The sequence below is a fragment of the Chitinophaga sp. CF118 genome (genome assembly GCF_900112615.1).
GTDB lineage: Bacteria > Bacteroidota > Bacteroidia > Chitinophagales > Chitinophagaceae > Chitinophaga.
In genome coordinates this window covers 155,857-171,011 of sequence record NZ_FOMK01000009.1, presented here as the reverse complement: position 1 = coordinate 171,011, position 15,155 = coordinate 155,857, and the positions used below count along the sequence as shown (strand labels likewise).

Annotated in this window: 14 protein-coding genes; 7 read left to right on the top strand and 7 right to left on the bottom strand. The window is 41.6% G+C overall.

The window, feature by feature from the left end:
* Position 1: 1 nt before the first annotated feature.
* From rpsI to BM176_RS26060, 3 genes are all read right to left on the bottom strand, one after another.
* Positions 2–391, bottom strand: a complete 390-nt coding sequence (rpsI, locus tag BM176_RS26070; RefSeq protein ID WP_089781816.1) for a 30S ribosomal protein S9 — start codon at positions 389–391, stop codon at positions 2–4.
* 14 nt (positions 392–405) lie between these two features.
* A complete protein-coding gene (gene rplM / locus BM176_RS26065) occupies positions 406–849 on the bottom strand; it encodes a 50S ribosomal protein L13 (RefSeq protein ID WP_090107315.1) in 444 nt (147 codons plus the stop codon).
* A gap of 425 nt (positions 850–1,274) precedes the next feature.
* Positions 1,275–1,964 carry a zinc metallopeptidase gene (locus BM176_RS26060; RefSeq protein ID WP_090107314.1) on the bottom strand — a complete coding sequence of 230 codons (690 nt, stop codon included), beginning with the start codon at positions 1,962–1,964 and terminating at the stop codon, positions 1,275–1,277.
* A gap of 675 nt (positions 1,965–2,639) precedes the next feature.
* Between BM176_RS26060 and radA the strand changes: the two genes are divergently transcribed.
* From radA to BM176_RS26035, 5 genes are all read left to right on the top strand, one after another.
* On the top strand, positions 2,640–4,010 hold the full coding sequence (radA, locus tag BM176_RS26055; RefSeq protein ID WP_090107313.1) for a DNA repair protein RadA: 1,371 nt from the start codon (positions 2,640–2,642) through the stop codon (positions 4,008–4,010).
* Positions 4,011–4,059: 49 nt separating this feature from the next.
* Positions 4,060–4,749, top strand: a complete 690-nt coding sequence (locus BM176_RS26050) for a ComF family protein (protein ID WP_177230550.1) — start codon at positions 4,060–4,062, stop codon at positions 4,747–4,749.
* A 107-nt stretch (positions 4,750–4,856) separates the two neighbouring features.
* Positions 4,857–5,387: a glutathione peroxidase gene (locus tag BM176_RS26045; RefSeq protein WP_090107309.1), complete on the top strand. Its 531-nt coding sequence runs from the start codon at positions 4,857–4,859 to the stop codon at positions 5,385–5,387.
* Positions 5,388–5,477: 90 nt separating this feature from the next.
* Entirely contained in the window at positions 5,478–6,611 is a 1,134-nt protein-coding gene (locus BM176_RS26040; RefSeq protein WP_090107307.1) for a DNA polymerase III subunit, read from the top strand.
* A gap of 162 nt (positions 6,612–6,773) precedes the next feature.
* Complete coding sequence (locus tag BM176_RS26035) at positions 6,774–8,186, top strand: PSP1 domain-containing protein (protein ID WP_090107306.1); 1,413 nt, start codon at positions 6,774–6,776, stop codon at positions 8,184–8,186.
* 534 nt (positions 8,187–8,720) lie between these two features.
* On the opposite strand, the gene BM176_RS26030 is transcribed toward BM176_RS26035, so the two are convergent.
* Positions 8,721–9,773, bottom strand: coding sequence for a nucleoid-associated protein (locus tag BM176_RS26030; RefSeq protein ID WP_090107300.1), 1,053 nt, complete (start codon positions 9,771–9,773; stop codon positions 8,721–8,723).
* A 70-nt stretch (positions 9,774–9,843) separates the two neighbouring features.
* Here BM176_RS26030 and BM176_RS26025 point away from each other — a divergent pair, with 70 nt between their 5' ends.
* The gene (locus tag BM176_RS26025) at positions 9,844–10,734 is read left to right on the top strand and encodes an SMP-30/gluconolactonase/LRE family protein (RefSeq protein WP_090107298.1); all 891 of its coding nucleotides are present in this window, start codon (positions 9,844–9,846) and stop codon (positions 10,732–10,734) included.
* A gap of 67 nt (positions 10,735–10,801) precedes the next feature.
* Here BM176_RS26025 and fabG read toward each other — a convergent pair whose 3' ends face one another.
* The 3 genes from fabG to lptB are packed head-to-tail and all read right to left on the bottom strand — an operon-like array spanning position 10,802 to position 13,900.
* Positions 10,802–11,551 (bottom strand): 3-oxoacyl-[acyl-carrier-protein] reductase, encoded by a 750-nt coding sequence (fabG, locus tag BM176_RS26020; RefSeq protein WP_090107296.1) that lies wholly within the window; start codon positions 11,549–11,551, stop codon positions 10,802–10,804.
* 28 nt (positions 11,552–11,579) lie between these two features.
* Positions 11,580–13,112: a GH3 auxin-responsive promoter family protein gene (locus BM176_RS26015; RefSeq protein ID WP_090107294.1), complete on the bottom strand. Its 1,533-nt coding sequence runs from the start codon at positions 13,110–13,112 to the stop codon at positions 11,580–11,582.
* Between the two features lie 23 nt (positions 13,113–13,135).
* Positions 13,136–13,900 (bottom strand): LPS export ABC transporter ATP-binding protein, encoded by a 765-nt coding sequence (gene lptB, locus BM176_RS26010; protein WP_090107293.1) that lies wholly within the window; start codon positions 13,898–13,900, stop codon positions 13,136–13,138.
* 212 nt (positions 13,901–14,112) lie between these two features.
* Here lptB and metF point away from each other — a divergent pair, with 212 nt between their 5' ends.
* Positions 14,113–15,066: a methylenetetrahydrofolate reductase [NAD(P)H] gene (metF, locus tag BM176_RS26005; protein WP_090107291.1), complete on the top strand. Its 954-nt coding sequence runs from the start codon at positions 14,113–14,115 to the stop codon at positions 15,064–15,066.
* The last annotated feature ends 89 nt before the right edge of the window (positions 15,067–15,155 follow it).

The following is a 15,155-nucleotide window of genomic DNA, read 5'->3' as shown; positions in this document are numbered from 1 at the left end:
ATTAGCGTTTAGAGAACTGGAAGCTTCTTCTAGCCTTACGTTTACCTGGTTTCTTACGCTCAACGCCTCTTGGATCACGTTTCAGTAAACCAGCCGCCTTCAATGCAGGACGGAACTCTATGTTCACTTCACATAATGCACGTGCGATACCCAGTTTCACGGCTTCTGCCTGACCTTTGATACCACCACCGGCAGCATTAACCTTTATATCAAATTTATCCAGTACATCTACTGTTTTCAACGGAAGTTCAACCTGGTTCTGCAGGTAAACTAACGAGAAGTATGTTTTATAGTCCTTGTCGTTGATGATAACGTTACCGGTACCCTTGCTGATATAGATACGGGCAACAGCTTCCTTACGACGACCAATGGTATTTTTTTGCTTTTCCATGTATCAGAGACGAATTAGAAAGTTAAGGATTTAGGTTTCTGCGCTGTGTGCGGATGTTCAGCACCGGCATATACGAACAATTTCTTGTACATAGCACGTCCCAGGCGGTTTTTAGGCAACATACCCTTTACAGCCCTTTCTATTACTACTTCTGGTCTGCGGCGGATCAGTTCTTTAGCAGTTTCTGCCTTCTGACCACCCGGATAACCGGAATAAGTAAGATATTCCTTATCATTCCATTTGTTACCTGTTAATGCTACTTTTTCAGCATTGATAACAATAATGAAATCACCACAGTCTGTATGAGGTGTATAGTAAGGTTTGTTCTTACCTCTTAAAATGGACGCAATCTTAGCGCTCATCCTGCCTAATGTCAGGTTGGTAGCGTCTACAATGTGCCAGTCACGCGTTACTGTTGCGTCGTTGGCCGATTTAGTCTTGAAGCTTAAAGTATTCATTATAGTATATAATAAAATTTTTACGTCTTATAACTATCCCAAACAATTTGGGAGTGCAAAGCTAACTTTCTTCCTTTGAATAACCATACATTTTGAAGACTTTTTTACATAGCACCCTTGCAAGTTACTGATTATCAATAAATATTTTGACGATTAGTTATTAACACCGATACCCATGATTTAATATCAGCGTTTTTTACATTGATAAATAGGTCGTAATACATTTATTGTATATTATATGCATCTCCAAAATAGTTACCTCATTATTCCCATGACAATTAAAGGGCAAAAAAAACTGGCTGAGAAGATCGTAGCCTGATAATCAGCTCTACTTCTTCCCAGCCAGCAACTTCCTGGTATATATAATATTGAATTGATCAGCCTCCCCTTCTCTGCCGCACTTGTCAAAACCTGGTTTCTATCTCTTAATCACGGTTCCGGACTCCGGCATATATTAATATATATTGCAAAAGTGTTACCACTGAAGCCACCGCAGCCACCACATAGGTCATGGCTGCCCACCATAAAGCATCCTTAGCTTTATCGTGCTCATCTCTTTGCATCAGATTCGTATTATCCAGCCAGGCTAAAGCCCTCCGGGATGCGTCAAACTCAACGGGTAGCGTGATCAGCGAAAAGACGGTTGTTACACCAAACAGTACAATTCCTCCCAGCAACAGAGCGGGAAATACATTGATCAACAGGATACCTCCCAACAGTACCCACTGGACCAGGCTGGAACTGATCTGAACGGCAGGTACCAGCCGGGAACGCATTGATAACCAGGGATATGCCCGGGCATGCTGTACGGCATGGCCGCACTCATGCGCTGCAACAGCTGCTGCTGCCACGTTTGCCCCACTATATACTTCAGGACTAAGATTTACTGTTTTGTTGGCCGGATCATAGTGATCGGACAAAAAGCCATCCACGGAAACTACCTGCACGCCAGATACGCCGTTCTCTCTGAGCATCTTCTCAGCCACCTGCTTACCCGTTAGGCCGGAAGAGGTCGGCACATTGATGTATTCCCTGAATTTGCTTTTCAATCGCAAACTAACCAACATGCTGATACCGATAAATATCAGCGATATGATCATAATTCCAGGTGTCATAATTATAGAATAAAGGTTTATTGTTTACAAAATTACACCTACTTCCATCAAATAAGCATCCAACAGCCCCTTCTGCTCATGATTTAGGATTTCCTTAAGAAACCGGCTTAAAACTCCCATTTTTTCCTGCCAATCATGAAAATTAACACTGCCATTATGTCTACAATAAAAAAATTTCAGCCTATTTTCAGCCGTTCTGACAGATATAAATTATCAAACTATTAGCGATTTTTCATATATAAATTAGGGCGGCATCGTTCCTATTTATCAACCTTTTACGAGCTTTAATTGAACGTATTATTAAATGCTTTTCTCCTCTGAAACATGCTATGGGAGCCGATCTGTCACCCCCTCCCAACCCATCAAAAGTTATTCACATCTATTAAATAAACTTTTTTATTCTGTAGCCATTTAGTAATTTACACGTGAATTTAATGGGTTAGTAAGTAGAAAGAGTCAGCAGAAACTTCTGTTGGCTCTTTTCTTTTTTACAACATTTTCCCCGTTGCTCTTTTTCAAGAGATCTCACTTAAAATTTCACACCTGCATTTCTCTTTTCACATATTTTTTCATCGATAAATGATGTTCTCTGATAATTTTTTTCAACAGACTTCTTACATCGATAACTTGTTGTTTACAATTAATTGCTTCTCGCTAAAAACTTAACTTCGCCACATGAAAATAAAAACCGCTTTTTTTTGTCAGCATTGCGGATACGAATCAGCTAAGTGGACAGGTAAATGTCCCAGTTGCGGACAATGGAATACTTTCGTAGAAGAGAAAGTACAAAAAGATGTTCCGTTACGTAATATCAGCTGGCAGGAAGAAAAAGATAACAGCCGTTCTAATAACTTTGTAACCCTTTCGGAAGTAAGCGGTATTGAAGAAGAAAGATTGTTAACTCCTGATGGAGAACTAAATCGTGTATTAGGCGGAGGTATCGTTCCAGGCTCTCTGGTGCTGGTTGGCGGCGAACCTGGTATTGGTAAGAGCACACTCTTCCTCCAGAACGCACTACAGCTTAAAAATATTACTACCCTCTATATAAGTGGCGAAGAAAGCGCACAACAAATAAAGATGCGCGCAGATAGATTGCAGATCAAAAATGATCAGTTCTACCTGCTTACTGAAACATCTACACAAACCATTTTTCAGGAAATAAAAAAACTCCGTCCGCAACTAGTTATTATAGATTCTATACAAACATTACAGTCTCCTTTAATAGAGTCCGCTCCCGGAAGTGTATCACAAATAAGAGAAACGGCAGCAGAGATGCAACGCTTTGCTAAAGAAAGTCATACACCAGTATTTCTTATTGGTCATATCACAAAAGATGGCTCAATTGCCGGCCCTAAAATATTGGAACACATGGTAGATACAGTGTTACAATTTGAAGGTGATCAACACTATGCATATCGCATTTTACGCACTATAAAGAACCGCTTTGGCTCCACCGCAGAGTTGGGCATTTATGAAATGACCGGGCAGGGGCTCAGGCAGGTGACCAACCCTTCCGAGATACTGATATCACAGCGGGAAGACATGCTCAGTGGCGTGGCGATTGCTTCTACCATGGAAGGAATGCGCCCGATGCTGGTAGAAGTACAGGCACTTGTAACGCAATCTGTTTACGGTACTCCTCAACGTACCGTTACCGGTTTTGATCTCCGCAGGTTACAACTCCTGCTTGCAGTATTGGAAAAACGCGGTGGATTTCATTTTGGGATGAAAGATGTATTCCTGAATATTGCTGGTGGAATTCGTGTTGAAGACCCTTCTATAGATCTCTCTGTATTATGTGCCCTGCTTTCTTCTTACGAAGATATTGCTATTGGAAGCAACATCTGCTTTGCAGGAGAAGTGGGATTAAGCGGAGAAATACGTGCCGTTAACCGGATAGAGCAACGTATTGCAGAAGCAGAGAAACTGGGCTTCGAAAAAATATTCGTTAGCCGGTATAACAAAAAAGGTGTTGACTTCAGCAAGTTCAATATAGAAGTGATCGCTGTAGGCAGAGTAGACGAAGTATACAAAGGATTATTCTGATGATATATTAATCCGTATTTTCAGCATGTTAACCAATCCATTTCTAAAAATGAGAACACTGCTGTCGTCCCTCCTCCATTTATTCTATCCACATACCTGTGATGGGTGCGGTAATGATCTTACACGATCAGAAGAAGTGCTTTGCCTGCACTGTAAGCAGCAATTGCCATACACCAGATTTCAATACCACGCCGGTAACCCGGTAGAGAAAATTTTCTGGGGGAGAGTAGATGTACGTCATGCAATGGCTGCTTATTATTATAAAAAGACGTCTCTTTTACAGTCACTCATACATCAGTTCAAATATCATAACCGTAAGGATATTGCGCTATACCTGGGGCGACAAACAGGAAACATACTTTTGCAATGTGAATGGTTACACGAAATAAGCTGCATCATCCCGGTACCGCTAAACAGTTCCCGGGAAAGACGCCGTGGTTATAATCAGGCTACATTACTGGCAAACGGTATTTCTTCTGTTATAAAAAAACCTGTGATCTCCCATGTGCTTACCAGGGAAAATTATCTTTCTTCACAAACAAAGAAGAACAGGGAACTGAGATGGGAAAATGTGGAAGCTGCCTTCTCTCTTAAGCATGCTGCCGATATCAGAGATAAACATGTGCTGCTGGTAGATGATGTAATCACTACCGGAGCTACAACAGAAGCCTGCTGCCAGGCACTGCGGCAGGAAAAAACAGAGATCAGTATATGTAGCCTTGCTTATGCCAGCCATTGACTATTTTATACCTACCGCTGGTCCTAACTTAACATCCTGTATACATTTATTTACTTAATTTTATCATCCGACACATAAATCTTCAATCAACAATAAAATTTATCCATATGTTAAAAACATTGCTCATTTCAATGCTGATATTCATGAAAGCAGGTGCTATTTACGACTTTAAAGTGGATGCTGTTGACGGTGGCAAGATCAACTTTGCTGATTATAAAGGCAAAAAAATCCTGATCGTAAACACTGCTTCAATGTGCGGAAATACCCCACAATATGCGGAGCTGGAAAAACTCTATAAAAAATATGATGGCAAGCTGGTAATTATTGGTTTCCCGGCAAATAACTTTGGTTCTCAGGAGCCTGGATCCAACCAGGAAATCCATGAGTTCTGCACCAAAAAATACGCTGTTACCTTCCCAATGGCTGCAAAGATCTCTGTAAAAGGATCTGATATTCATCCTATCTATAAATGGTTACTGGAAGAAAGTAAAGCCAAACATTTCGAACCTGCTGAAGTGACCTGGAATTTCCAGAAATACCTGTTGGATGAAAAAGGAAACCTGGTAACCGTGTTTTCACCCAAAACACAGCCTTCTGCTCCGGAGGTTATCGCCGCTATCGAGAAGAAGTACAATTAATATAAGATAAAACTCAAGATATAAAAGCAATTATGGGCATCCCCCGTAATTGCTTTTTTCATTTCTCCTTTTCTCCGTTAATTTGCACCTATGCTTTTTTCCAACATCATAGGCCAGGAGGATATTAAGGAACAACTGATCAAATCAGTAGTGCAGAACCGTATGAGCCACGCCATCGTGTTACTGGCTCCAGAAGGAACCGGCGGCCTGCCATTGGGATTAGCCTTTGCTCAATACCTGGTATGTGAAGAGAAACAACCCGATGGTGCTTGTGGAAAGTGCCAGGCCTGCGTTAAATCAGGTAAATACCTCCATCCGGACATCCATTTCTCTTATCCGGTGATTCCCCGTAAACCAGGCGATAAGCCTGTAAGTACCGATTACGCTGCTGAATGGCGGGAATTCATTGCTTCCAATCCTTATGGCAATGCTTATGACTGGTTACAGTTTATAGGTGCAGAAAACAAGCAGGGTAATATCACAGCTACCGAATGTCAGGATATTATTCACAAGCTGAGCCTGAAGAGTTTCGAAAGTCAGTATAAAATCCTGTTGATGTGGATGCCCGAATATCTGGGTAATGAAGGTAACCGCCTGTTAAAGCTCATCGAAGAGCCGCCGGCAAATACCCTCTTTCTGCTGATCGCAGAAAACCAGGAACAAATCCTTGCCACTATCCTGTCCCGTACACATCTTATAAAAGTAAATCCATTGCCCAAGGAGGTAATGATAGAAGCATTGATATCACGGAATCAGACTCCTCCGGCAAAAGCCCGTCAAGCAGCAACCATTGCTGCCGGTAATTACCGCGAGGCCCTGTATCTGCTTCAAAACTCAGACGACGACTATCACGAACTGTTACGTAACTGGCTCAACTATATCTTTACCGGTAACCGGGGTGCATTACAGGAATGGATTGATGGCGTTGCTAAAATGGGTCGTGAAAACCAGAAACAGTTTCTCCGCTACTTCATTAATCTGCTGGAACACACCCTTCGTCTTAAATACATAGATAAAAGTCTGCTGGCATTCTCTGAAGAAGAAACTGACTTTGCTGCTAAACTGCAGAAACTGGCCAATCTGCAACAAATGGAGCTGATTATGCAGGAGTTAGACAGCGCCTGCTATTACGTTGAACGTAATGCGAATGCCAAGCTGTTATTTCATGCACTCTCTATCAAGCTGCAATACATCTTTAAAAAGAGACCTATTCCTATGATGTAATGACGTGCCTTTTGCAGTCCACAGCAACACATCCGCACTTTAGCACAATTTCCGCTATCTTTGTCAACTACGTCCTTTTTGTATTACAAGGGGAAATACGTAGTTTAAAGCGGCCGGGACTAATACCGGATGCATATTCATTTAATAATTAAACTAATTAATATGGCTTGTGCCGGATGTGGTACAGGTGCAGAGGGGAAGCCGTCAGGATGCAAAAGCAATGGAGGTTGCAGTACTGGAGGTTGCAACAGGCTTAATGTATTTGACTGGCTAGCCAATATTCCCTTAAGTGACAGCTTAGCACCATTTGAAATTATTGAAGTAAGTTTTAACAACGGTAGCCGCAAAGATTTTTACCGTAACGTTACCAAGCAGTTCCTGGATAAAGGAGAAATGGTCACAGTTGAAGGAGTTAGCGGTTTTGATGTTGGGCAGGTAAGCCTTACGGGTGAACTGGTAAAACTCCAAATGAAGAAACGCCGCACAGAAGATACTCCCGAAGTAAAAAAAGTGCTGCGTCGCTCCACAAATGAAGATCTTAGTCGTATGGGCGATAACAAAGCCCGCGAAAAAGAAGCACTGATCAAAGCAAGAGCAATGGCCCGCAGTATAGGCCTTGAAATGAAACTTACCGAAGTTGAAATTCAGGCAGACGGCCGTAAAGCTACTTTCTTCTACACCGCCGATGATAGGGTGGATTTCCGCGAACTAATAAAGTTATATGCCGGCGAATTCAGGGTGAAGGTGGAAATGCGCCAGATAGGTGCCCGCCAGGAAGCCGGAAAAGTAGGTGGTATTGGTAGCTGTGGCAGAGAACTTTGCTGCTCTACCTGGTTAACAGACTTCAAAAGCGTAAACACAACTGCTGCCCGTTACCAGAACTTATCTATTAACCAGGCTAAACTTTCCGGTCAGTGTGGACGACTGAAATGTTGTCTTAACTACGAACTGGATACTTACCTGGATGCATTGAAAGATTTTCCGGAAGATGCAGACAGTATCGAAACTACCAATGGCGTAGCTTCCCTCCAGAAAAGAGATATCTTCAAGAACCTGATGTGGTATTCCTACGGAGATAGTAACAAACAATACCCGCTTACTATTACCCGTGTAAAGGAAATACGCCAGCTTAACAGGCAGGGCATTAAACCTGAAGATCTCAAACCGGTAGAAGTTGTTGCCGGTAAACCTAAGGAAACAGATCTTGGCTTTGCAGATGTGGTTGGCCAGATAAGCCTCCGCTCTCTCGAAAAGACTTCGCAGAAACGCAAGCATAAAGACAAGGAGAAACAAAAACACAAACAGAAATCACAGGATCAGCCGCAGCAACAACAGCAGCAACCTGGGAAAAAAGCTGATGGTAAGCCAGATGCCCGTCCGCAACAACAACGGCAGCAGGAAAACAGGCAACAACAACCACAGAAGCCTAAACAGGAGCAGCGGAATAATCCAAGACCAAACGGACCTGGTAACAATCCTAATCAGAGTGGACCAAGGCCACAGGGAGGAAATAATCGTCCGCCTAAACCAAGGCATAAACAGAATAACACATCGGGACGTCCTGAAAAGGATTAACCCATGAAGGCATAAAAAAAGGCCCTGGTTGAAATCAACCAGGGCCTTTTTTATGAAAATATATTCCAAATAGTTGTAAATCAGCAAATTGAGAGACTAATTAAATACCGGTTTTCAGGCCTGGATGTAATCTCTTCCTCTCACCCTTCATTTATCATCTTTTCTTATAACAAGCTTTGGGATGGATCTTTTATGCCCCAAAGTGTAATAGCAATTCAGGACTTGTACAAATTACCTGTGTCTTTGGGGAGAGTTCGGAGTGAGTTGATATTTGCTTCATACTTTGGACATTCGTTGGACAATCTTTGAACAGGTATACCTGTTCAAAGATTGTCCAACGAATGTCCAAAGATTGTTCAACAGATGTTCAACATATAGACTCACTATTATGTCTCTGCGAACTCTCCTAAACCAGTATGGGTTATACTATTAAATATAATAAAGGGATGGATTCCGGCCAAACAAAAAGGCCGTCCGAAAGAACAGCCTTTGTTTAACAATTGGTTTTTGCTTATGAAAAAAGAGATTATTCGATTACGTTTCGGTTTCAAAAAGTAGCTTGTAATAGGACATATTCGTAGCCTCATCAAATCCGCGCTCTATCATTTCCCGGTCGCCATGAATATAAATATGAAAATTCCTGTCCAGTTTTAATACACTCTTGAAAACCTTTTGCTGCTTTTTAACTGCTGGTGTAGAAATGTCAAACTCGTCAGGGATCTGCTGCTGAGATTCATTCTGGAAGTGATCACGATACTCCTTAAATGATGCAATTGCATCCGGATTACCTAATACTTCCTGTGCAAAATCATCCAGCTGAAACTGTTCCTTTTCCTTAAAATAGGCGGCTGACTTATTGAGCAGATCTACCTGATCCACCCGGCTTATTTCATATTCACTTGGCAATTTATCGTGGATAAACTGCTTACACATGTTCACTGCCAGTTCCGTCTGATGATAACTGTCATCTCTCCGCTGTACCTGTAAAAAGGAGTCCTTCCAGTATACAGCCTCATTTTGTTTGCTTATGCTGTCGATTACGCTGACTTTGTACCCATTCTCTTCTTCGGTATTATACACAAGGCACCCTTTATCCAGCTTGTTTATATTGATCCCATCCTCATAGTTCACCTGATAGCTTTCATCGGCTAAGAATACTTTCAGATAGGTATCTCTCGTTTCAGATTTAAAAATACCGAGTGCTTCTACGTCTTCTCCATCCACCTGACATTTACTAAAATAAGCTATGTATAGTTCTCCCCCTTTTATCTTCGGGTGAGTGGAATGTTTATAGAGATGCTTTGCTATATTAATCGACTGCTCATGAAAATTGTCCCTGTTTTCAAATATACGACGGCAATACTGAAATATTTCATTTAATTGTAAGTCCGCCTCATGAAAAAACCGGAAATATTCCGCGCTATTAGTAAACGGCTGTATAAAATAGCTTAAAAGTAACTGGCTGATGGTTTCGTCCTGTAATTCGAGCGGAGCCTGTGAGCATATCAGGGCTTCTTCCTGTGAGGAGTTACCTACCTTATGTATAGATAGTAACTCAAGATCTTTAAATTCTGAAACATGTATCATGGCGCGGCGAAAATACAGATTCCCTCAAAACTTTTCTTAACTTGATACCTTAATGTCAACAATCATTTTTATGAAACAATATATCTGTTTATTACTGGCTATAACTGCAGGTTATGCAGGAATGGCACAGGTAAAGACACCAGCACTGTACAAGACACAGGATCTGACAAAAGAACAAATGTTCTCCGTGAACATTGAAGGCCCCAACGTTGACAAAGCAGGCAGGCTGTATGTAGTGAACTTTCAACGGGATGGAACCATTGGCAGGATCAATCTGAAGGACGGTAGTGGAGAACTGTTTGTTAGCTTGCCGGACAGCAGTGTCGGGAATGGAATCCAGTTCAACAGTAAAGGCAATATGTATCTGCCGGACTTCAAAGGCCACAACATATTGGAGGTGGATCCCCGCACAAAAAAAATAAGTGTATACGTACATTCTGATAAATTTCACCAGCCCAACGATCTCTGTGTCAACAGTCGCGACCAGGTGTATGCATCAGATCCTGACTGGAAAAATAACGGTGGTCAGCTATGGCGCATTGATAAAGGTGGGAAAATGGTACTCCTGGAAGGCAACATGGGTACTACCAATGGGATAGAACTCAGCCCGGACGAGAAAACCTTTTATGTGAACGAAAGCATGCAGCGGAAAATCTGGAAATATGATGTGGACAAGGCCGGCAATATCAGCAACAAAAAACTGTTTGCAGAATATCCTGATTTCGGATTTGACGGAATGAAGTGCGATAAAGCAGGCAACCTTTATGTAGCCCGCTGGGGTAAAGGGACTATAGTTGTACTCTCCCCCGTCGGTAAAGAGATCCGTGAAATTCCGCTCACAGGTAAGCAGTGCAGCAACCTGACCTTTGGCGGTAAAGATGGTAAAACCGTATTTGTAACGTTACAGGACAGGAAGTGTATGGAAATGTTCAGAGTAGCAATAGCAGGAAAACGATTTTAAGAAGGTATAATAAAAAGGCTTGTCTCAAAAGTATGAGACAAGCCTTTTTATTATCTTATAAATAATTTTAGATGTTCAATCCACCGCAGGTACTTACTACCTGGCCTGTTACATAACTGCTCATGTCAGATGCCAGAAACAGGCATACATTGGCGATATCTTCAGCCGTACCAAAACGACCCAAAGGAATCTTTTCAATATAACCTTTAGCACCTTCTCCATCTTTCAGATAACTTGTCATATCTGTTTCTACAAAACCCGGTGCAACTGCATTACAACGAATGTTCCGGCTACCCAGTTCCTTTGCTATAGACTTCGTGAATCCGATGATCCCAGCTTTGGAAGCAGCATAACTACTTTGTCCTGCATTACCGGTGATCCCGATAATTGAACTCATATTAATAATAGCACCACTCTTAGCTTTCATCATAGGGCGTATTACATGTTTCGTCATGTTGAAAACGCTCTTCAGATTAATATCCATCACATCATCCCACTGTTCAGCACTCATGCGTAACAGGAGATTATCTTTTGAAATACCTGCATTGTTCACGCAGATATCAACTGCTCCGAATTCCTTTATCACATCATTCACCAACGCTTCGCATTCTTCGTATATTCCGGCATTGGATTTAACGGCTTTCGCCTTTACACCCATTACCTGCAGCTTCTGCTCCAGCGCTTTGGCCTTTTCTTCTGAACTGAGATATGTAAAGACTACATGCGCGCCATGTTCTGCAAATTTTAATGCAATGGCTTCACCTATACCACGGCTGGCGCCCGTTACAATAGCTACTTTGTTCTCCAGTAATTTCATATAAGCGTGATAGTTGTTAGTTTACGAATCATTTTCCACCAGTTACTCCGGCAAATTTCAGAATATCTTCTACGTACTGCCGTTCATTATTCAAACGGGGTACTTTATGTTGTCCTCCAAGTTTCCCTTTACTCTTTAACCATTCGGTAAAGGTTCCTTTTGGTAATACATGCATTACAGGGCGACAAAGTGCCATATCCTTATAACGCTTGGCTTCGTAATCTGAATTAATGGATTTAAGTGTACTATCCAGTACATCTATAAAATGCTCCACATTATCCGGCATCACATCAAAATCAAGCAACCACTCATGCCCTCCTGATTTATTTTCACTAAAATAAATAGGAGCAGCTGTATAATCATTTACTACAGCCCCTGTCTGTTCACAGGCTTTGGCAATAGCCATATCTGAGTTTTCTACTATCAGTTCTTCTCCAAAAGCATTGATGAAAGATTTAGTACGGCCGCTTACCCTTACACGGTAAGGAGCCAGTGATACGAATTGGATGGTATCACCTACCAGGTAACGCCATAGTCCTCCGTTGGTACTTATAATCAGTGCATAGTTTTTACCCATTTCCACATCCTGCAATTGCAGGGTTTGCGGATTTTCCTTTCCGTATTCCTCAATTGGCATGAACTCATAAAAGATCCCATGATTCAGGAATAACAGTAGTCCTTCCTCTCCTATAACGTCCTGCGCGGCAAAGAATCCTTCAGAAGCGTTATATGTTTCCTGGTAAAACATGTCCGGTTTGCGGATCAGGTTTCTGAACCTTTCGCGGTAAGGCATAAAGCTAACACCGCCATGCATATATAGTTCCAGGTTAGGCCAAACGTCTGCCAGGTTATCTTTTCCTGTAATTTCAAAAATACGTTTTATGAGTACCAGTGTCCAGGTAGGTACCCCGGCTATGGATGTTACATTTTCATGTATCACAGCATTGGCCATACGTTCAATCTTCTCTTCCCACTCATCCATAAGGGCAATGGAAAGATCTGGAGTACGTACCAGATTCCCATAGAAAGGCATGTTCTGTAACATCACCGCACTGAGATCTCCAAAATAGGAATCACTTTCCGGCGCCAGTTTATTTACCTGATGACTGCCGCCAATAACCAGCGACTTTCCAGTAAGTAAACGTGATTCCGGGAAGTTATTATAATAAAGAGACAGTACATCGCGGCCTGCACGGTAATGACACTCGTCCAGGCTTTCTACTGATACGGGAATAAATTTACTTTTATCTGCCGTAGTACCACTTGACTTTGCAAACCATTTTATGGGTGTATTCCACAAAATGTTCTGCTGCCCTTCCATTAATCTTTGAATGTAGGGTTTAAGTGTATCATAATTATGTATGGGTACCCGCTGCTTGAACTCCTCTATCTTATAGATCTGTGAAAAGCTATATTGCTTGCCAAACTCGGTGTACTGAGCTGCGCTGATAAGGTTTTGGAATACCTGCTGCTGCACCTGCAGGGGATATTGCATAAAATACTCTATGCGTCCCATGCGCAAACGCGCCAATTGTGATATTGCAGGACTTAATATTCTCATAATAGGATTAGGAACGTAGTAGTTTATTGTTGCTTTGCTGCTTCGTCCAGGTAATTTTTACGGCGTAAAATGAAATTCTGGCCAAGATACACTTTTCTTACTTGTTCATCTTCAGCTAACTCTTCCGCTGTACCGGCTTTTAGTATTTTACCTTCAAACAGCAGGTAAGCTCTGTCAGTAATCGATAATGTTTCCTGTACGTTGTGGTCTGTGATCAGGATACCGATGTTTTTATATTTCAATCGGGCAACTATAGATTGGATATCTTCTACCGCGATGGGGTCAATACCTGCAAAAGGTTCATCCAAAAGGATAAACTTAGGGTCAACTGCCAGGGCACGGGCTATTTCTGTACGACGCCGCTCTCCTCCACTTAATACATCTCCGGGACTTTTACGTACATGGGTAAGGTGGAATTCTTCAAGCAGGCTTTCCAGCTTCTCTTTCTGAGCGGCCTTTTTAAGCCCGGTCATTTCAAGTACTGCCGAAATATTATCCTCCACGCTCAGCTTACGGAATACCGAAGCTTCCTGTGGCAGATAACCAATACCCATCTTTGCTCTCTTGTACATGGGCAGTTTGGTTATATTCACCTCATTAAGGAACACCTGTCCTTCATCAGGTTTAATTAACCCCACTACCATATAAAAAGTAGTTGTCTTTCCGGCACCATTCGGGCCCAGTAATCCTACAATCTCTCCCTGCGTAACTTCTACAGATACGTGATTCACTACGGTTCTGCTTCCGTAACGCTTAACCAACTGATCTGTATGTATTTTTAATGCCATATGTTTAAACTTAGCAAAAATAAGCAATTCATTTAGCTTTCAATAGATAACTATCCATTCTTGCCGGTTTTGTCCTTTAAGCTATGGATTTTTTCTGCCAATAGTGGACTGTGGGATACAATTTAACGGACTATCAACTAAAAAATAGATGATAATACTAAGAGATATACTATTTTTGCTCCGCGCAAACTTAAGCCACTTTTATTTAATTTATGAAAGTCACAGAACATATAGCACAGGCAAAAGATACACTTATATCTTTTGAAATCCTTCCCCCATTAAAAGGAAAGAGTATTGAATCTATATATGAGCATCTGGACCCGTTAATGGAATTCAAACCTGCTTATATTAATGTAACCTACCACAGAAGTGAGCATATGTTCAAAAAGAAAAGTGATGGTTCCTTTGAAAAAGTGGAGATCCGCAAACGTCCCGGTACTGTGGCTATTTGTGCAGCAGTAATGAATCACTATAATGTGGATGCAGTACCACACCTTATCTGCGGTGGATTTAGCCGGGAAGAAACGGAGAACGCATTGATAGATCTTAATTTCCTTGGTGTAGATAATGTACTGGTATTACGTGGTGATGCTCCAAAAAATGAAGCCTCCTTCGAACCAGAGCCTAATGGACACCGTTATGCAGATGAATTACTGCAACAGGTTGTTCATATGAATAATGGTATTTACCTGGAAGAAGATCTTCAGGGTGGTGTTAAAACAAAATTCTGTATCGGTGTTGCAGGTTATCCGGAAAAACATTTCGAAGCGCCTAATATGCAAACGGATTTGAATTATCTGAAGCGTAAGGTGGAGAATGGAGCTGATTACATTGTTACTCAGATGTTTTTTGATAATCAGAAGTTCTTTGACTTCGTAGCCAAATGCCGTGAAGCAGGTATCACCGTGCCTATCATTCCGGGATTAAAACCAATTACTACTCGCAAGCAGATGAACATTCTGCCCCGCACTTTCCATGTAGATATTCCGGCAGACTTCTCTAACGAGATTTTAAAATGTAAATCCGATAAAGATGTAGAAGAACTGGGTGCACAATGGCTTATCCAGCAATCCAAAGAGCTGAAAGCATTTGGTGTTCCTATTATTCACTACTATACTTTAGGTAAACCTAACGTGATCCTGAAAGCTATCCAGGCAATATCCTGAGGATGCATAAAATAATGCCACCACGTGGAAACGTAATGGCATGTCCGAATAACTGTCACACTTTGTGCTTTAATAGCCTAAGTTGTTAT